We start from the raw sequence: 17,302 nt of genomic DNA on the forward strand, positions 1-17,302 counted from the left end.
GGGCGCGCCCCACCGACGGTGATGGTGTCCGTGCGCCCCATCTCGGGCAGGCGCAGGGTGAAGGTCGAGCCCTGTCCGGGCATCGACCAGGCCGTCACCTCGCCCCCGTGGTCGGAGGCGATGTGCTTGACGATCGCGAGGCCCAGTCCCGAGCCGCCGGTCTCCCGCGACCGGGCCCTGTCCACGCGGAAGAAGCGCTCGAAGACCCGCTCGAGGTTCTCCTTCGAGATGCCGATTCCCTGGTCCTTCACCGACAGCTCCACCATGCCGTCCTCGCGGCGCACCGAGACGCCCACCCGGGTCATCGGACCTGAGTAGGTGATCGCATTGGAGATGAGGTTGGACAGGGCGGTGGTGAGCATCGGCGCGGAGCCGAAGACCCGCAGGCCGCTCGCGCCGCCCACGGTCACCTCGATCCGCGACCCCAGGGCGAAGTTCCGATTCATCGCCACCGCCTCGCGGACCACCTCGTCGATCTCGGTGGGCTCCGCATCCTGCAGCGCGGAGGAGCCCTGGACCCGGGACAGCTCGATGATCTCCTGCACCAGGCGCGCCAGGCGCCGGGTCTCGGACTGCATCCGCTCGGCGAAGCGGCGCACGGCCTCGGGATCCTCCGCGGCGTCCTCCATGGTCTCGGCGAGCAGGGTGATCGCCCCGACCGGGGTCTTCAGCTCGTGGGAGACGTTCGCGACGAAGTCGCGGCGCGTCTCCTCGACGCGCACCTGGCGGGTGAGGTCGTCGGCCAGGAGCAGCGCCCCGTGCTCGCCGAGAGCCCCGATGCGCACATCGATGACCGACTCCGAGTCGCCGCCCGCCGCGCGGCGCAGGGTCAGGCGCTCGTCCCGGAAGCCGCCGTTGCGGCCGACGTCGGCCGCGAGCTCCATCAGCTCCGCGCTCGCCAGCCGCGGGTAGTCGCCCTCCGCGGCACGCACGATGCCGTAGGAGTAGGCGAGCGGGGAGGCCCGCAGCACGTCGCCGCTCGCGTCGAGCACCACGTACGCGGAGGACAGGATCGCGAGCACCTCGGCGGCCGCCACGGGAACCACGGGGCGCTCCTCCTCGGACTCGGCCGCGGGAATCCGGCGGTCGGCACGCAGCAGCGCCAGCGCGGCCGTGCACCCGATCACCAGGCCGATCGCGCCGGCGAGCAGGAGGAGGGCAGTCGTGGGCACCACAACAGCCTAGGCCCCGGATCGCCTCGCCTGGCATTCCGCTGCGAGAACCGGCACACTGCGAGCCAGGAGTTCATGGGGACCACACCTGTCGTTCATCCGCCGCCGACAAGCGTTCACCGACGATTGCGAGGATGCGCGGCGACGATCCCCTTCAGACAAGGAGCATCACCATGCGCGAGGCGTACCGGAGCGACCTGCAGCACGTCGTCGACGATCTGGTCGACATGGCCGAGATGGCCGGGACCGCCCTGAAGGACGCGACCACCGCCCTGCTCGAGGGCGATCTCGCCCTCGCGGAGCGGGTCATCGCCGCCGACCCCCACCTCGACGAGCGCCAGAGCGAGCTGGACGCGAAGGTCGTCGAGCTGCTGGCCCGTCAGTCCCCGGTCGCCACTGACCTGCGCCTGCTCGTCGCGGCGCTGCGGATGAGCTCCTCGCTCGAGCGCATGGGCGACCTCGGGGCGCACATCGCCCTCATCGCCCGTCGGGCCCATCCGGCCCTCGCGGTCCCCGATTCGCACCGTGCGCAGATCGCCCGTATGGCCGAGCTGGCGGGGGCGGCGCTCGTGGAGGCCGCGCAGGTCATCACGGAGCGGGACCTGGCCCTCGGGGCCCAGGTCGAGAAGGAGGACGAGGAGCTCGACGAGCTCATGCTGCAGATCTCCCGCGAGATGTCCGGCGAGTCGGGCCTCACCAACAGCCAGGTCGTGGACATGACCCTGCTGATCCGCTTCTACGAGCGCCTCGGCGACCACGCCGTGTCCCTCGTGCGTCGCGTCGGCTTCCTGGTCACCGGCGACTCGCTCGACACGCTCAGCGCGAGCGTGGACGTGCAGGACATCTGAGCTGTCCCCCTCTCCGACGACGAACGCCCCGCGGTGCTCCGCGGGGCGTTCGTCGTCGTGCGGGGGAGTGTGCGGGCCGGGCCCGGCCCGCCGGCTCAGCCGCGGTTGGGGCGGGGCCGACGACGGGTCAGCCCCTCCGCGCCGGCCTTCGCGCCGCGCTGGGCGAGCAGGCGGAAGCCCTGCAAAAGCACGCCGGAGACCAGCGCCCACAGCAAGGCCTTCCAGATCGGCTGCTCCTCGGACGGATCTCGGATGGCCTGGATCTCCGCCTTCGAGAGACCGTCCTTCTTCGCCTGCTTGCGCTGCCGCAGCGTCTCCTTGCGGGTGGCCTTGGTGGCCTTCGGAGTCGGGGCGTCCTCCCCGAAGACGACGCCCCAGCCGACGGCGGCGACCTTCCTCCCGAGGGTGGCGGCGATGACGCCCGCCAACGGGACAGCGATCTTCACGAGCGGATTGGCCACGGAGTTCCTCCAGTCGACGAGGTGGTCAGTAGGTCCCGGCGTTCTGAGCGTAGTACGTGCCCATGTCGTCCTCGCGCAGCGCGGCGCGGAGGGTCTCCATGGCGTCCTCGTCCGTCGCGACGACGCTCGCGCCACCGCTGGTGGTGGTGGGACCGCCGTGGGGCACGGAGAGGAAGTACATGTCGCCGCTGCGGATCGAGCGCATCGACAGCCCCAGCTCGACCAGCGCCGAGGAGGTGAGCTGGTCGTCGGTGGTGAGATAGGGGGAGATCGAGCCGACGGTCTCCGAGAGCTTCCCCGGGTCGCTCAGGGTGTCGGCGCTGATCAGCTTCGTCGCGATGCCCTTGAGCACGGCCTGCTGGTTCCGGTTGCGCTGGAAGTCGCCGTCGGAGAACTGCTTGCGCTCGCGCACGAAGACGAGCGCCTGCTCGCCGTTCATCGTCTGGGTGCCCTCGGTGAACTCGAAACCGCCGGCGCTGAAGTTCTTCGGGACCGCCACGTCGATCCCGCCGAGGGTGTCGACGAGGCCCTGGATGCCGTCGAAGTCGATCAGCGCGACATGGTCGATCGGCACGCCGGTGTAGTTCTCGACGGTGGTCACCGCGAGGCTCAGACCGCCGAAGGCGAGGGCGGCGTTGATGCGGTTGGTGCCGTGGCCGGGGATCTCGACGTACAGGTCGCGGGGGAAGGAGACGACGTAGACGGCCTCGTTGTCGTCCGAGACGTGCACGAGCATCATGACGTCGGAGCGCTGCCCGGTCACGCCCTCCGAGGCCGCGTCCTCCTCGGAGCGCTTGTCGGAGCCGAGCAGCAGGAAGTTGCGGCCCGATCCGGGCTCCGCCTCGGGGCGCTCGCCGTCGGAGGCGCCGCGGGTGATGCTCTCGACGGTGCGCTTCTGGTACTGGTTGTCGATCCCGCGGAGGTAGTTCGCCACCACGAGGCCGACGCCGAGCACGAGCACGGCGACCAGGCCCAGGGAGATCAGGGCGACGCGACGACCCCGTCGACCGCGGGGATCGGGAGCGTCCTCGTCCTCCCAGTCGGAGGGGAGCTGGACGTCGTCGGGGGCGTTCATGAGGACTCGCTCTCGCAGATGGTCGACAGGCGCGCGAACCCCTCGCCGCTCAGGGCGCGGAGCGGGTGTACGCGAGATCCCATACTAGGCGGCCCGCCGCGCGTCCCTTGGTCTCGAAGCTGGTCTTCACACGACCCGCGAATCGCGGAGCCCATCCCTCCACGGGGAGCCCCGGCGGGACGTCGTCCGTGGTGGTGCCCTCGGGGCGGGGGCCGTCCGGGTGCAGCGGCTCGAGATCCTCGCGCGCGTCGAGCTGCTCGCGCATGTGCCCGGCGTACTGCGCCCAGTCGGTGGCGAGGCGGATGGTGCCGCCGGGGGCGAGCAGCGGCAGCACGGCGTCGAGGAACGGAGGGTTGATCAGGCGCCGCTTGTGGTGGCGGGACTTCGGCCAGGGATCGGGGAAGAACACCCACAGCTCCTGGATCGAGCCCGGGGCGAGCAGGGCCGGCAGGGCACGCTGCGCGTCCAGCGGCAGCAGCCGCAGGTTCTGCGGGAGGGCGGGGCGGAGCCGGTCCAGGCGGCTGAGGGTCTGCGCGAGCCCCGGACGGTAGACCTCGACGCCCAGGTGATCCCGCTCGGGGTGCGCCGCGGCGGCGGCGACGATGTTCTCGCCGAGTCCGCTGCCGACCTCGACGACCAGCTCGGCGCGGCGGCCGAAGACCTTCTCGAGGTCGAGCGCGGCGTCGTCGGCGGGGAGCGTGTCCCGCTCGCCGCGCGGGAGGTCGAGGACGTAGGGGTCGGCGAGACGGTCCCAGGCGGTCCGGCGGCTCGGCGTCAGGCGCTCGCCGCGCCGGACGAAGGAGACCACGTCGCGGGTCGGACCGGGCCCTTCAGAGGACACGGCGGATCGCGCCGTCGGCGACCTCGACGGCGACCTCGGGCAGATGGGTCGTGGCCGGGCCGAGGAGCACCTCGCCCGTCGCGGCGTCGAAGCGCGAGCCGTGGCACGGGCAGTCCAGCTCCGCCTCGTTCTGGCGCAGGGCGCAGCCGTTGTGGGTGCAGTACCCCGAGTAGGCGGCGATCTCCTCGCCGGTGCCGCGGACGATCAGCACGAAGGGGCTCTGCCCGCCGAAGTTCACGAGCGTCGAGGCGTTCTCCGGGACCTGGTCCAGGGGGATCGAGCCGTCCTCCGTGGCGCGCACCGGGTCCGCGGTCCCGAAGCCCTCGTCCTCGGGGGCGCAGGCGGCGAGGACGCCGAGCCCGGCGGCGGAGGCGGGCAGCAGCAGGGCATGACGGCGGGAGAGGCACGGGCGATCCATGCGTCCAGGATAGGCCGCGACCCTGGAGGTGCGACGGGCGGGGATCTCACACATCGGCGGCCTCGAGCTCGCGGGGATCCCAGGTCAGCAGGCCGCGGGCGCGCCAGCCCCGCTGCGTCACGGCATCCAGGGCCTCGCGGCGCAGCGCGGGGGAGAGGCGGTCGAGGTAGAGGGAGCCGTCGAGATGGTCCATCTCGTGCTGCAGGGCGCGGGCGAGCACTCCGCCCTCGTCCTCCAGCACCACCTCGGCGCCCTCGAGATCGATCCCGGTCACCCGGGCGCCGCGATGACGGGCCGTCGGATAGCCCTCACCGGGGACGGACAGGCATCCCTCGAGGGTTTCCTCGTCGAGCTCGAGCCCGCCGAAGCGCTCGAGCCGGGGGTTGATCACCACGGCGCGACGGCGCTCCCCGCTCGCGTCGGGGCAGTCCACGACGAACAGGCGCCAGCGCGACCCCACCTGCGGGGCGGCGAGGCCTGCTCCGTTCGCGGCGTCGGTGGTCTCGAACATGTCCGCGACCAGGCTGCGGAGCTCGTCGGTGATCTCCCGGACCCGACGGGTGCGCTGCGCGAGCGCGCGGTGGCCGACGATGGTGATGGGGCGGACGGTCATGCGGGTGAGTCTCCTGGAGGGTCGGATCGGGGGTGGTCGCGAGCGGCGGGGGATGCGGAGGAACCGGCGGAGGCAGAGGGGGACGTGGAGTCAGAGGAGGCGGCGGAGGCAGTGGAATCCGAGGAGGCAGCGGACGAAGACGGGGTGGGGGAGGAGGTCACCCGGTGCCGTGCCGGCGGGTTCACCGCGAGGGGATTGCGGGCGTCGACGATCCACGGCGTGCGCTCGTGGCGCAGCGGGTCGCCGCTGCGCACGGACTCGGCGACCGCGCGGCCGATCTGCTCGGCGTCCGCGGCGTCGGCTGCCAGGAAGTCGAGAGTGTGCGTGGCGTGGGAGTCGAGCACGATCGCGTGCCAGGCGTCGAGACCGCTCGCGATCTGGCGGGCGCGCAGGAACTCGGCGTCCAGGGCGGCGCCGCCGATGATCACGATGTTCGCGAGCCACAGCAGCAGCAGGATCGCGATGAGCCCGTTGAGGACCGTGAGCACCTCCGCGAAGCGCGTCGCGTAGGCCAGCAGGCGACCGGCGAGCAGCGCGGCCCCGAACAGGGTCAGCACCGAGAGCGTCGACCCGAGGGTCATGAGCCGGTACCGCGGCAGGCGCACGTTGGGGAACAGGTAGTAGGCCAGTGAAACCCCGATGATCAGGATGACCAGCAGGATCGGCCACTTCACCAGGTTCCAGGCGTGGAAGGCGAAGATCGGGATGCCGATGAACTCGCCGATCCGCTGGCTCGCCTCGCCGCCGACGATGATCATGCCGATCGCGAGGAGCACCACCGAGACGATCAGCACCGTCTCCCCGAAGACGATCGTGCGGAACCAGAGGAAGGGCCGGCCCTCGCGCGTGTCGTAGACCCGGTGCAGGGCGCGGTGCAGCGCCGCGACGCCGTTGGAGGCGGAGACGAGCGAGCCGAGGGTGCCCAGCAGCAGCCCGAGCAGGCCGCCGGAGGTGCTCGACGCGGCCTCGATCGCGGTGAGATACGGCGCGGGGTCCAGGGTCGGGAAGATCTCGACGACGAGGCGGGAGAGGGCCTGGAGGGTCTCCGCCTGGATGCCGATCAGCGACATCAGCGAGACCACCGCGACCGCGCCCGGGAAGAGCGACAGCACGGAGTAGAAGGTCATGGTGCCGGCGACGTCCCACACCTGGATGTCGAGCAGTCGCATGCGCACCCGGTTCAGGACGTGCACGATGCTGAGCCGAGGCCGGGCGTGCTCGACGATCGGTCGGGGCCGACGCCCGGCGCTCATCCTCGCTCCGCCCCGCGGGTCGCGCCCTGGCCGTCGCGGGGGACGGCGGGGGTGCGGCGCATGATGCTCCTCGATCGGGACGGGCGGGACGGATCGGGAGCCTATTGCATCAGGGGCCCTCGATCCGGGACCTGCCCGCTGCTCCCCGGGAGGTCAGGGATTCTCGAGCAGGTCGTCGGGATCGGTGGGGACCGGGTACTCCCACGGCTCGTCGGGATCCTTGGGGACGAAGGAGGTGACGATGCTGCCGTCGGCCCGCTGATCGCCCAGGCCGCGCGGGGAGGAGAGCACCGCGTCGTCGAGCACCGGACCCTGGTCGGCGAGCGGGACCGCCCGGCCCGCGGCGGTGACCCGGACCTCCTCGCCGCGCACCGTGACCTCGATCTCCGGACCCTCCTCGAGGGTGAAGGAGATCTCCTCGCGCACCAGGCGGACGGTGAAGCGGGACCCGCGCACGGTGAGCGGGAAGCTCAGCTCGGGCCAGTCCACCGGCAGACGCGGGTCGAAGGAGATCCGGCCCTCGTCGTGCCGCATGCCCGCGAAGCCGTGCACGAGGGCGTTCCACACCCCGCCGGCCGAGGCGATGTGCACGCCGTCGGCGGTGTTGTGGTGGAGGTCGCCGAGGTCCACGAAGAGACCCGCGCGGAAGTAGTCCAGTGCGGCCTTCTGATGGCCCACCTCGGCCGCCATGATCGACTGCACGACGGCGGAGAGCGAGGAGTCGCCGGTGGTGATCGGGTCGTAGTACTCGAAGTCGGCGCGCTTCTCCTCGGCGGTGAACTCGCTGCCGCGCAGGAACAGGGCGAGCACCACATCGGCCTGCTTGAGCACCTGGAAGCGGTAGATCACCAGCGGGTGGTAGTGCAGCAGCAGCGGGAAGGCCTCGTCGGGCGTCGCCGAGAGGTCCCACACCTCGCGCTCGAGGAAACGGTCCTCCTGCAGGTGGATGCCGAGGGACTCGTCCTTGGCGATGAGCATGCCGTCGGCGCAGGCCTCCCACTGCTCGAGCTCGAGGTCGTCGAGCTCCAGCTCGACGCGGAGCTCCTCGTGCGCCGCCGGATCGGTCTGCTGCAGATCTCGCACCGCGGCGGCGGCCCGGCGCAGGTTGTATCGGGCCATCACGTTGGTGAACATGTTGTTGTTGACCACGGTGGTGTATTCATCAGGCCCGGTCACGCCGTGGACGTGGAAGGCGGCATCGCCGTCGGCCGTGACCCGCCAGAACCCGAGATCCGACCACAGCCGCGCCGTCTCCACGAGCACCCGCACGCCGTCACGGCGCTGGAACTCGAGGTCCCCGGTCACGTCGGCGTACTGCGCGAAGGCGTAGGCGACGTCCGCGTCGATGTGGTACTGCGCCGTGCCCGCCGCGTAGTAGGCGGAGGCCTCGTCCCCGTTGATGGTGCGCCAGGGGAACAGGGCCCCGCGCTGGTTCAGCTCCCGGGCGCGCTCCCGCGCCTTGGGCAGCAGGTTCACGCGGAAGCGCAGCGCGTTGCGGGCCCAGCGCGGCTCGGTGAAGGTGAGGAAGGGGACGACGTAGATCTCGGTGTCCCAGAAGTAGTGGCCCTCGTAGCCGGAGCCGGTGAGGCCCTTCGCGGGGATGCCCCACTGGTCGGAGCGGGCCGCGGCCTGGGCGAGCTGGAAGAGGCACCAGCGGGTGGCCTGCTGCTCGACGGGGCGGCCGGGGAGGCGCACGTCGGAGCGGGTCCAGAAGTCTGCGAGATAGCGGCGCTGGTCCTCGAGCTGGACCGCGTGCCCCGCTTCGCGCACCCGGTCCAGGGTGCGACGGCAGCGGTCGAAGAGTTCCCGGTGGGGGACCGACCGGGAGGAGTGATAGGCGACCGCCTTGCGCACGACGAGGCTCTGCCCCGCCTCGAGATGGGCGCGCGAGATGTGCCGGCCCTGGTCCGGGGTGGTGTCCACCAGCTGCTGCACCGCGGCCTCGGACTCGACCTGGTGATCGGCGCCGACGCCGAGGGTCATCCCCGACTGCGCCACCCGATAGCCGAGCAGCATCCGCCGCTCGCTGTGCCAGTCCTGCTGCGGCTCGAGCACCCGGTGCGTGAAGGCGGTGGTCTGACGGGGATCGTGCTTGTCCGTCACGGGACCGGGCCCGCCGCGGGAGCCGAAGTCGTCGGGGAAGTCCGTCCGGTTGATGATCTGCGAGGAGATCGCGATCGGCGCCGCGCCGTCGAGCATCGTCACGCGCATCTCCATCAGCGCGAGGTGGCGCTGGGTGAAGGAGACCATGCGCGAGGTCTCGACCTTCACCCGCTTCCCCGCGGGAGTGCGCCAGATCAGCGCGCGGCGCAGCACCCCCTCGCGGAAGTCGATCCAGCGCTCGTACTCCTCGACGTCCGCGGTCGAGAGCAGCAGCGGCTCGTCGTCGACGTACAGCTTCATCACCGTCGAGTCGGGGACCGGGATCATCGTCTGCCCGGTGCGGGCGAAGCCGAAGGCGGATTCCGCGTGCTGGATCGGCCAGGTCTCGTGGAAGCCGTTGAGGAAGGTGCCGTGGCTGTGCACGTCGCGGCCCTCGGAGGGCGTGCCGCGCATGCCCAGGTAGCCGTTCGCGGTGGCGAACAGCGTCTCCATCAGGCCCAGGTCGCCCCCGGGTCGGGACTCCACCAGCCGCCACTCGTCCAGCGGCAGCCGCGTGCGGTCGACGGGGTCGGCGGGGATGGTGCGCAGACGGGTCATGCCAGCTCCTCCAGGTCGGCGACGACGAGGGTCGCGCCCGCGGCGGAGAGCGCCGCGGCGCCGGCGCCGCGGTCCACGCCGATCACCGCGCCGAAGGCACCGTCGGCCCCGGCGCGCACCCCGGAGACGGCGTCCTCGTAGACGACCGCGTCGGCCGGCTCGACGCCCAGCAGACGGGCCGCGTGCACGAAGGTGTCCGGGGCGGGCTTGCCGGGCAGCCCCTCCCGGGCCGCGACGTTCCCGTCGACCACGTGCTCGAAACGATCGCGCAGACCCGCGCCGCGCAGCACCTCCTCGGCGTTGCGGCTCGAGGAGACGATCGCGAGCCGCGCCCCCTCCGGCAGCGCGTCGAGATAGGCGACGGTGCCCGGGTAGGGGGCGACGCCTTCGGCGCGCAGCAGCTCGAGGACCTGGTCGTTCTTGCGGTTGCCGAGTCCCTTGACGGTCTCCTCGCCCGGCGCCTGGTCCGCGGGATCGGTGTCCTCCCCGAGGGGCAGCTCGATCCCGCGCGAGGCGAGGAAGGAGGCGACGCCGTCGTAGCGGGGCTTGCCGTCGACGAAGGCGAAGTAGTCCTCGTCGGTGTACGGCTCGGCGACGCCGCGGGAGGCGAGGAAGTCCGAGAACATTCGGGCCCAGGCCCGCATGTGCACCTCGGCGGTGGGGGTGATCACGCCGTCGAGGTCGAAGAGATGGGCGCGGAAGCCCGTGCGGACGTGCGACGGGTCCAGGGACGGGGAGCGGTCTGCATCAGGGGTCACGCGCGCCATGCTACGGCCCGTCCCGTGCCCTCCCCGGGGAGGGAGATCGATGGCCCCGCGGCGAAGGGTCGGCTAGTCTGCTCGCGTCCGTGCCCGCGCGAGCGCCGGTGCGGAGCCATGACGAACCCCTCCGAGGAGAAGATGGCTGTCACGGAGTCGCTGCCCGTGGTCGACGCGGTGCGCCGCGAACTCGAGATCGACGAGCAGGTGCTGGACGGGCGCCCCCGCGTGCGCGCCGTGCTCTCCCTCACCACCCACCTGTCCCGCTCCCCGGCCCAGCTGTGGCCGCTGCTGACCGATCCTGCCCGCCTCGCGCGCTGGTTCGGCCCGGTCGACGGCGAGCTGGTCGAGGGGGGAACATTCCGCGGCCCGGGTGGCGCCCGGGGGAGGATCGAGACGGTCGAGGCCCCGCACCGGCTCTCCCTCGTCTGGGAGCGGGAGGGGGCGGCGGACCCGCTGCTGATCCGGTTGGACCCCGAGGACGACGGAACCACCGCGCTGTCGCTGCGCCACACCGCGCTGCTGGACCGGAAGGACTTCGCGCGCGGCGGTCCCGGCCTCGCCGCCATGGACTGGGAGATCGCGCTGCTCGCGCTCGCCGCCGAGACCGACGGCTGGCGCGACACCTGCCAGCAGGAGGTCCCGGTGCCCACGGCCGACTGGCTCGACGGTCCGGACGGTGCCGGCCTCGTGCGCGCCTGGTCGGTGCGCTGGGCGGCGCAGGCGCTCGCCGCGGGGGTCGACGAGGAGACGGTGCGGCGAGGCGAGAACGCGACGGTGCACGCCTTCGAGGGGTGAGCGAGGCCCCGCCCGGCGCGTGTCCACAGGGCGGAGGTCTTTGCCCGGGCTCACGATCTCCTGGCACACTCGGCAGGTGACCCCACCCGTGCCCCGCCCCCGCTCCGGGGACGGTCGCACCTCCGCGCAGGTCATCCGCTCCCTCGCCCCGTCCATCTACGCGCCGAGCTTCCTCGAGTTCGCCGGGATGGCGGCGCTCATGCCGATGGTCCCGCTGCTCGCGCTCGACCTCGGGTTCAGCCAGTCGTCCGCGGCGGCGCTCACGGTCATCTTCGGGATCGCCTCCTTCGTGGGGCCGATCCCGGCCGGCCGGGTCCTCACGCTGCTCGGGGCGCGCCTCGCCCTGGTGGGCACCGGCGTGCTGATGATCCTCGCGAGCCTCGTGGCCTTCGCGGTGATCGAGCCGGGTGCCGCCGCGGAGCCGGCCCGTCACCAGCAGCTCGTCCTGGTCGGCCTCCTGGTCGTGATCGCCGCCTGCTCGCAGGTCTGGCACCTGGGACGGCAGTCCTATCTCGGCACCGCCCTGCCGCCCATGATGCGCGCCCGCGGGATGACGCTCTACGGGGGCACGATCCGCCTCGGCGAGGTCGTCGGGCCGCTGCTCGGGGCGGTGGTGATCGCGATGATCTCCTCGACAGCGGTCTTCGTGCTCTTCGCGGTGATGGTCGGCGCCGCGACGGTGATGATCACCGTCTTCCTGCCGCCGGGGGAGACCCGTGCCGCGGTCCCGTCGCGCCCCCGGAGGGGCATGCGCAGCGAGGCCCGGGTCCGGCTCGACCGGGCCGTGCTGGGCCGCATGATCGCCGTCGGCGCCGGCATCACCCCGGTGATGATGGCGCGCGTGAACCGGCCTGTCATCGTGCCGCTCCTCGGCGCCCACCTGGGGCTGGACCCCGCGTGGATCTCGCTCGTGTTCGGGGTCGGCGCCGCCCTCGAGATCCTGCTCGTGCTGCCTGCGGGGACGATCATGGACCGCTTCGGGCGCGCCGCCGTAGCCGTCCCCTGCGCCCTGCTGATGGGAGCGGGCTTCGTGCTCCTGGCGGTGCTGGGCACGACGCTCGACGGCCACGGACGCACCGCGGCGCTGATCGCCCTGCTCGTGCCGAGCCTGCTCATCGCGCTCGGCAACGGCATGGGGTCGGGGATCGTCATGACCCTCGGGGTCGACGTCACCCCGGTGCACGGCCGCACCGGCTACCTCGCGTGGTGGAACACGATGCTCGGCGCCGGGCGGCTGGTCGCCCCGCTGCTGGTCACGGGGGTGACGCTGGTCGCGCCGGTGGCGGTCGCCGGGGCCGTCACCGGCGGACTGTGCCTCGTCGGCGGCTCCTGGCTGCTGCGGGCCCTGCCCCGGTACACCCCGGCCGGGACCGGGCGCCGGGGCGCGGACGGGACGGTGGCGGTGCCTTTCCGCCGGTGGGGCGGACGGGTCAGGCGGCGCTGGGTCCCTCGCCGGCCGCGACGGCGGCCGCGGCGAGGCCGAGCATCTGCTGGGTGGTCTCCTCACGGCTCGAACCGCGGGCGATCGCGATCTCCACGGCGAGCGGCTCCACGGCCTGCTTGAGCAGGTTCTTCTCGGCGAGGCTGGAGGGGTTGCCGCCGCTGTCGCCGTAGATCTCGCGGACGACCTCGATGCGGTCGGCGAGCCGTCCGGTCTGCAGCTGCATGGTGAGGGTCTTGATGCGATGGGCCCAGGAGGCCTTCTTCTCGGGGGCGACGATCGGCGCGGCGAGCTGCTCGAGCAGCGCCACGATCTCCTGCTCGCCGAGCAGCTCGCGCAGCCCCACGACATCCTTGCCGTCGGCGGGCACCGAGATCGCCATCTCCCCGTCGACCACCGAGAGGTCCACGTACTCCCGGTCCTCGCCGCGCACGGTCCGGGTGCGGCGGGCGACGATGCGCACCGGGCCGTGCACCGGGTGGCTCAGCAGTGAGCCGATGGCGGGGACCGACGAGGGGGCGGGGGTGGCGGCGACGGACACGGGTGTTGACCTCCTGGAAGGGCGCGGGATGCCGCGGATCGGAGCCGAGCTGCTCGGGGCGAGCGGGCGGCGCGCCGAGGGCGACACAGACCAGTTTCTCACGGTTCTGACAGAAAGGCCAGGTCACGACGTCTCCAGGGGAGGGATCTCACGGTCGCGGCGTCCTCGGCGAGGCCTGCACGACCTCTCGGAGCGTCGAGATCTCGACCAACGGCGGACGGCGCGGCGCGACGGCATGCGCTGTGATGGGGCGCATGGTCGCCGCCCCCGCCTCCCCGGTCGTCGTCTTCGACCGGGTCGGGGTCCTGCGGGACGACAGCGTGCTGCTGCTCGAGGCGAGCGGGAGCGTCGGTGCCGGGGAGGTGCTCGCGATCACCGGGGCCAACGGCAGCGGGAAGACGACGCAGGGCGACCTGTCGGTGCTGGTGATGCTCGCCTGGCAGGCCGACGCGGTGATCGTGCCGCTGCTCGCGGCCGCCCTGTTGCTGGCCGTGCTGCCGCTCGGGCAGCTCGCGGTGCTCGGCGTCGCCGCCGCGCTCGCCGCTCTGCTCGGGCTGCTGGCCGCGCGGCGCCTGCGAGCGCTGGAGAGCTAGGAATCGGAGATCCTGCAGAACCTCGAGAGTCCGCAGACCACGACGACAGGAGACGCACCGTGGACGTCCGCACCACACCGAACCCGCTGGTCCGTGCGGCCGGGCGCCTGCTGCACCGGCTGAACTCCCGCCACCCCTGGGACCACAACGCCCACTTCCACCGCTGGATCCTGCGCTCCCTGCCCGTGGGGGCGACCCGTGCCCTCGACGTGGGCTGCGGCCGCGGCGAGCTGGTCCGGGCCCTCGCCGGGGCCGGCCTCGCCGTGGACGGCATCGACCCCGATCAGGAGATGGCGTACGTCGCCGCGCAGCGCTGCCGTGACCTCCCCGCGGTGGCCATCCGCCGTCGGACCCTCGACGAGCACGCGGACGAGATGCTCGCGAGGCACCCGGAGGGTGCCTATGACGCGATCACCGTGCTCGCCTCCCTGCATCACCTGGAACTCGAGCCCGCGATCGCCCGCCTCCGCGCGTTGCTGCGCCCGGGCGGGAGTCTCCTCGTCGTGACCCTCACCGTGCCGCGCACCGCGGCCGACACCCTGTGGGACATCGGGAACGCGCTGACGAACCCGCTGATCGGACTCGTCAAGCACCCGCGACCGGTGCGAGATCCGGTGCCGGGGCCGAGAATCCCGCTGCGGGACCCCGCCTGGTCCCACGGAGAGCTCCGCGAGCGCGTCCGGGCGATCCTGCCGGGCGCGGAGCTGCGTCGGCGGGAGGGGTTCCGGTCGACGCTGCGCTGGCGGAAGCCGGCCTGAAGCCGGCCCGAAGTCGGGCCGCGTCAGGCGCGGTGCGCGGCGATGACCTCGCCGAGGCGGCCGATCGCGTCCTCGATCACCGCGGGGGCATGGGTGACGAAGCTCAGCCGCATCGTCGAGTGGTCGGGATGGTCGGCGAAGAAGGACCAGCCGGGGAGATAGGCGACCCCGGCCTCGACCGCGTCCTCGAGCATGGACTGGGCGTCGTAGCCCTCGCCGAGCGCCGCCCACAGGAACATGCCGCCGTCGGGGTGGGTGACGTGCGCGCCGTCGGGGAGGACCGGGGCGATCGCGCGCGCCATCGCGTCGCGCCGTTCGCGGTACACCCTGCTCACCGTCGCGATGTGCGCCTCGAGGTCCGCCGTCTCCAGGTATCGGGCGACCATCAGCTGGTCCACCACGGAGGACTGCATCGAGATCGCGGCCTTCGCGACCGCGAGGGTGTCCCGCACGCGACCCTCCGCCCGCATCCAGCCGATCCGCACGCCCGGCGCCATCAGCTTGCTCATCGAGTTCAGCAGGATCGTCCGCTCGGCCATGCCGGGCAGCGCGGCGATCGGCGCCCAGGTGCCGCCGGTGAAGCTCAGCGCGCCGTAGGGGTCATCCTCGACCAGCGGCACGTCGGTGCGCAGCAGCACGTCGGCGACCGCCTGCCGGCGCCCGACGGGCATGGTCCGGCCGGTCGGGTTCTGGAAGGTGGGGATCAGGTACACCATCCGCGGATGATGCGTGCGGATCGCTTCCTCGAGCGCCTCGGGGATCACGCCGTCGTCGTCGGTCGCCACGCCGATCATCCGGGCGCCGTGCACGGAGAACGCCTGGACCGCGGCCAGGTAGGTCGGGGACTCCACGAGCACCACGTCGCCCGGCTCGAGGAGCGCCTGCGCGACGACGAACAGCCCCTCCTGCGAGCCCGAGGTGATCCGGATCTGCGAGGCGTCGGTGGCGAGGTCCTGGGAGAGACGCCGCGCCGCCTGCTCGCGCAGTTCCCGCTCGCCCTCGCTCACGCCGTACTGCAGGGCGCGCTTGCCCTGATGGGCGAGCACCCAGTCGTAGGCAGCCGTGACCGTCCGGAGGTCGAACAGCTCCGGGTCCGGGATCCCACCGGCGAAGGAGACCACGTCCTCGCGGGCGGCAAGGGCGAAGATGTCCTTGAGCGGGGACGACTCCATGCCCGCATAGCGGGGGGCGATCGGGAAGCGGTACGGCGCGGCGGACGGGGACGAGGTCATCGCTCCATCGTGTCACGCGCGGGGGATGGCGCCGGGCAGCGGCACCGTGAGATCCGTCCGCGCGGCCGTCCGGCGTGCGCCTGGCGGCGCGTGGCCGCTGCGGGGAGACTGAGGGGATGGACGATCCCGGGGACGACACGACGGTCCGGCGCCTGCGCGCTGCGGGCTGCGTCTTCGCCGAGGAGGAGGCCGAGGTGCTTCGCCGTGCCGCCCGGGACCCGGCGCAGCTCGAGGCGATGATCCGCCGACGCGAGGCGGGCGAGTTCCTCGAGCACGTCGTCGGGTCGGTGGAGCTCCTGGGGGAGCGCCTCGCGGTCGCGCCGGCGGTGTTCGTGCCGCGGCAGCGCACCGCCCTGCTGATCGGGGAGGCCGTGCGGCAGGCCCGCGCACGCCGCGAGCCGCGGGTCCTGGAGCTGTATGCGGGCGCGGCCCCGGTCGCCGCGCTCGTGGCCCGGCGCGTGCCCGGTTCACGTGTCCAGGCGGCCGACGTCGACTCGGCGGCCCTCGCCGTCGCCCGGGAGAACCTGCCCGCCAGAGCGGGACTGCACCTCGGCGACGGCTGGGCGGCCGTGCCCCCGGGGGAGCGGTTCGACGTGATCGCCGCGGTGCCGCCCTATGTGCCCGAGGGTCGGCTGGCGCTGATGCCGCGGGAGGCCCGCGAGCACGAGCCGCCGGCGGCGCACCTCGGCGGTCAGGACGGACTGGACCACGTGCGAATTCTGCTCGACGGGGCGGCCGAGCACCTCGCGGACGATGGCGTGCTGCTCCTCGAGCTGCACCGGGAGCAGATCCCCGACGCCGCCGAGGCGGCCGCCGCGACCGGCCGACTCGGCGCGGTCGACCATCTGCTCGGCGAGGACGGCAGCACCGCCGTGCTGCGGGTGCGGGCACGACCGGCTCTCCCTGCCGCGGTGCCCTCCGACCTCGTGCTGCTGCGCCGGGTGCGCGACCGGATGGACCGCGAGCACCATCGACCTCTGGACGTCGAATCGCTCGCCGCCGGAGTGCATCTCTCCGCCGGCCACCTCAGCCGACGCTTCCGCGAGGAGTACGGGGAATCGCCCTACTCCTATCTCATGACCCGCCGCATCGAACGGGCGATGAGCCTGCTGCGCAGCACCGATCGCAGCGTCACCGACATCTGCCTCGAGGTCGGCTTCTCCTCGCTCGGCACCTTCAGCACCCGCTTCAAGGAACTCGTCGGCGTGCCGCCGAGCACCTATCGCCGCGACGGCGCCAGGGTGCTCGACGGGATGCCGCCGTGCATCGCTCGCCAGGTCGGTAGACCGGTCAGGAATCGAGAAGCGCCCGGCGCGGGCTCCTCGTAGCGTTCTGCCCATGACCACTCCCCAGACCACAGCGTCCGGCTCCGGCCTCAGCATCCATTCCAGTTTCCTGCCCCACACCGATCCCGAGGCCTCCCTCGCCTTCTACCGCGACGTGCTCGGATTCGAGGTGCGGCTCGACGTCGGCGGCGGCCCGATGCGGTGGATCACCGTGGGGCCCGCCGGCCAGCCCGACACCGCTTTCGTGCTCCATCCCCTCCTGGAGGGGAACGGGATCACCGCCGAGGAGCTGGCGACCCTGCGGTCGATCATCGCCAAGGGGGCCTACTTCGGCGCGAACCTCGCCGCCGCCGACCTCGACGCGACCTTCGCCGCGCTCGAGGCCGCGGGCGCCGAGATCGTCCAGGAGCCCGTGGACCAGGACTACGGGATCCGCGACTGCGCCGTCCGCGATCCCGCGGGGAATCTGCTCCGCATCCAGCAGGCCGCCTGACCCCGAGCATCCCCCCACGAC

Annotated in this window: 17 protein-coding genes and 2 pseudogenes; 8 read left to right on the forward strand and 11 right to left on the reverse strand. The window is 72.7% G+C overall.

The annotated features are described in order from the left end of the window. Window positions 1-1,172: sensor histidine kinase (locus ACZCAH_RS09815; RefSeq protein WP_464340904.1), on the reverse strand; the 1,172-nt coding region annotated here is incomplete at its 3' end. 173 nt (window positions 1,173-1,345) lie between these two features. Here ACZCAH_RS09815 and phoU point away from each other — a divergent pair. Further along, on the forward strand, window positions 1,346-2,020 hold the full coding sequence (gene phoU, locus ACZCAH_RS09820; protein ID WP_464340905.1) for a phosphate signaling complex protein PhoU: 675 nt from the start codon (window positions 1,346-1,348) through the stop codon (window positions 2,018-2,020). Between the two features lie 95 nt (window positions 2,021-2,115). Here the strand turns inward: phoU and ACZCAH_RS09825 are convergent, their stop codons facing one another. The 8 genes from ACZCAH_RS09825 to ACZCAH_RS09860 form a co-directional block, all read right to left on the reverse strand. Further along, window positions 2,116-2,481: a DUF4235 domain-containing protein gene (locus tag ACZCAH_RS09825; RefSeq protein WP_464340906.1), complete on the reverse strand. Its 366-nt coding sequence runs from the start codon at window positions 2,479-2,481 to the stop codon at window positions 2,116-2,118. A 25-nt stretch (window positions 2,482-2,506) separates the two neighbouring features. Beyond that, window positions 2,507-3,556 (reverse strand): LCP family protein, encoded by a 1,050-nt coding sequence (locus ACZCAH_RS09830; protein ID WP_464340907.1) that lies wholly within the window; start codon window positions 3,554-3,556, stop codon window positions 2,507-2,509. A 49-nt stretch (window positions 3,557-3,605) separates the two neighbouring features. Continuing rightward, window positions 3,606-4,397, reverse strand: a complete 792-nt coding sequence (trmB, locus tag ACZCAH_RS09835) for a tRNA (guanosine(46)-N7)-methyltransferase TrmB (RefSeq protein ID WP_464340908.1) — start codon at window positions 4,395-4,397, stop codon at window positions 3,606-3,608. Continuing rightward, window positions 4,387-4,815 carry a QcrA and Rieske domain-containing protein gene (locus ACZCAH_RS09840; RefSeq protein WP_464340909.1) on the reverse strand — a complete coding sequence of 143 codons (429 nt, stop codon included), beginning with the start codon at window positions 4,813-4,815 and terminating at the stop codon, window positions 4,387-4,389. Before ACZCAH_RS09840 ends, trmB begins: the two co-directional genes overlap by 11 nt. A gap of 46 nt (window positions 4,816-4,861) precedes the next feature. Beyond that, window positions 4,862-5,428 carry a peptide deformylase gene (gene def, locus ACZCAH_RS09845; RefSeq protein WP_464340910.1) on the reverse strand — a complete coding sequence of 189 codons (567 nt, stop codon included), beginning with the start codon at window positions 5,426-5,428 and terminating at the stop codon, window positions 4,862-4,864. Next, window positions 5,425-6,681, reverse strand: coding sequence for a YihY/virulence factor BrkB family protein (locus ACZCAH_RS09850; protein WP_464340911.1), 1,257 nt, complete (start codon window positions 6,679-6,681; stop codon window positions 5,425-5,427). Before ACZCAH_RS09850 ends, def begins: the two co-directional genes overlap by 4 nt. A gap of 153 nt (window positions 6,682-6,834) precedes the next feature. Next, entirely contained in the window at window positions 6,835-9,381 is a 2,547-nt protein-coding gene (locus ACZCAH_RS09855; protein ID WP_464340912.1) for a glycoside hydrolase family 65 protein, read from the reverse strand. Next, window positions 9,378-10,148, reverse strand: a complete 771-nt coding sequence (locus tag ACZCAH_RS09860) for an HAD family hydrolase (RefSeq protein WP_464340913.1) — start codon at window positions 10,146-10,148, stop codon at window positions 9,378-9,380. The genes ACZCAH_RS09855 and ACZCAH_RS09860 overlap by 4 nt, the downstream gene beginning before the upstream one ends. A 108-nt stretch (window positions 10,149-10,256) precedes the next feature. Here ACZCAH_RS09860 and ACZCAH_RS09865 point away from each other — a divergent pair, with 108 nt between their 5' ends. After that, window positions 10,257-10,937, forward strand: a complete 681-nt coding sequence (locus ACZCAH_RS09865; protein ID WP_464340914.1) for an SRPBCC domain-containing protein — start codon at window positions 10,257-10,259, stop codon at window positions 10,935-10,937. Between the two features lie 76 nt (window positions 10,938-11,013). Beyond that, window positions 11,014-12,501: an MFS transporter gene (locus ACZCAH_RS09870; protein WP_464340915.1), complete on the forward strand. Its 1,488-nt coding sequence runs from the start codon at window positions 11,014-11,016 to the stop codon at window positions 12,499-12,501. On the opposite strand, the pseudogene ACZCAH_RS09875 reads toward ACZCAH_RS09870, so the two are convergent. Then, window positions 12,488-13,021: pseudogene (locus ACZCAH_RS09875) on the reverse strand (CarD family transcriptional regulator); the annotation flags it as partial. The gene ACZCAH_RS09870 and the pseudogene ACZCAH_RS09875 sit on opposite strands and share 14 nt — an antisense overlap. 152 nt (window positions 13,022-13,173) lie before the next feature. Between ACZCAH_RS09875 and ACZCAH_RS09880 the strand changes: the two are divergent. Both ACZCAH_RS09880 and ACZCAH_RS09885 read left to right on the forward strand, forming a co-directional pair. Next, window positions 13,174-13,512, forward strand: a complete 339-nt coding sequence (locus tag ACZCAH_RS09880) for a hypothetical protein (protein WP_464340916.1) — start codon at window positions 13,174-13,176, stop codon at window positions 13,510-13,512. Between the two features lie 59 nt (window positions 13,513-13,571). Then, window positions 13,572-14,270 (forward strand): class I SAM-dependent methyltransferase, encoded by a 699-nt coding sequence (locus ACZCAH_RS09885; RefSeq protein WP_464340917.1) that lies wholly within the window; start codon window positions 13,572-13,574, stop codon window positions 14,268-14,270. A 23-nt stretch (window positions 14,271-14,293) separates the two neighbouring features. On the opposite strand, the gene ACZCAH_RS09890 is transcribed toward ACZCAH_RS09885, so the two are convergent. Then, entirely contained in the window at window positions 14,294-15,502 is a 1,209-nt protein-coding gene (locus ACZCAH_RS09890) for an aminotransferase-like domain-containing protein (RefSeq protein WP_464340918.1), read from the reverse strand. A 236-nt stretch (window positions 15,503-15,738) separates the two neighbouring features. On the opposite strand from ACZCAH_RS09890, the pseudogene ACZCAH_RS09895 reads away from it, so the two are divergent. The 3 genes and pseudogenes from ACZCAH_RS09895 to ACZCAH_RS09905 form a co-directional block, all read left to right on the forward strand. Further along, window positions 15,739-16,110, forward strand: a pseudogene (locus ACZCAH_RS09895) (class I SAM-dependent methyltransferase); the annotation flags it as partial. A gap of 345 nt (window positions 16,111-16,455) precedes the next feature. Then, on the forward strand, window positions 16,456-16,830 hold the full coding sequence (locus tag ACZCAH_RS09900; RefSeq protein ID WP_464340982.1) for a helix-turn-helix transcriptional regulator: 375 nt from the start codon (window positions 16,456-16,458) through the stop codon (window positions 16,828-16,830). 10 nt (window positions 16,831-16,840) lie between these two features. Beyond that, window positions 16,841-17,281, forward strand: coding sequence for a VOC family protein (locus tag ACZCAH_RS09905; RefSeq protein WP_464340919.1), 441 nt, complete (start codon window positions 16,841-16,843; stop codon window positions 17,279-17,281). Window positions 17,282-17,302 lie beyond the last annotated feature (21 nt).

It is taken from the genome of Brachybacterium sp. B718/18 (genome assembly GCF_055454375.1).

Coding starts and splice junctions, on each gene's coding strand:
- def (WP_464340910.1), bottom strand. CDS start 5,428: ATGACCGTCCGCCCCATCACCATCGTCGGCCACCGCGCGCTCGCGCAG.
- ACZCAH_RS09900 (WP_464340982.1), top strand. CDS start 16,456: ATGGACCGCGAGCACCATCGACCTCTGGACGTCGAATCGCTCGCCGCC.
- ACZCAH_RS09850 (WP_464340911.1), bottom strand. CDS start 6,681: ATGAGCGCCGGGCGTCGGCCCCGACCGATCGTCGAGCACGCCCGGCCT.
- ACZCAH_RS09880 (WP_464340916.1), top strand. CDS start 13,174: ATGGTCGCCGCCCCCGCCTCCCCGGTCGTCGTCTTCGACCGGGTCGGG.
- phoU (WP_464340905.1), top strand. CDS start 1,346: ATGCGCGAGGCGTACCGGAGCGACCTGCAGCACGTCGTCGACGATCTG.
- ACZCAH_RS09865 (WP_464340914.1), top strand. CDS start 10,257: ATGACGAACCCCTCCGAGGAGAAGATGGCTGTCACGGAGTCGCTGCCC.
- ACZCAH_RS09840 (WP_464340909.1), bottom strand. CDS start 4,815: ATGGATCGCCCGTGCCTCTCCCGCCGTCATGCCCTGCTGCTGCCCGCC.
- ACZCAH_RS09905 (WP_464340919.1), top strand. CDS start 16,841: ATGACCACTCCCCAGACCACAGCGTCCGGCTCCGGCCTCAGCATCCAT.
- ACZCAH_RS09860 (WP_464340913.1), bottom strand. CDS start 10,148: ATGGCGCGCGTGACCCCTGATGCAGACCGCTCCCCGTCCCTGGACCCG.
- ACZCAH_RS09890 (WP_464340918.1), bottom strand. CDS start 15,502: ATGACCTCGTCCCCGTCCGCCGCGCCGTACCGCTTCCCGATCGCCCCC.
- ACZCAH_RS09830 (WP_464340907.1), bottom strand. CDS start 3,556: ATGAACGCCCCCGACGACGTCCAGCTCCCCTCCGACTGGGAGGACGAG.
- ACZCAH_RS09855 (WP_464340912.1), bottom strand. CDS start 9,381: ATGACCCGTCTGCGCACCATCCCCGCCGACCCCGTCGACCGCACGCGG.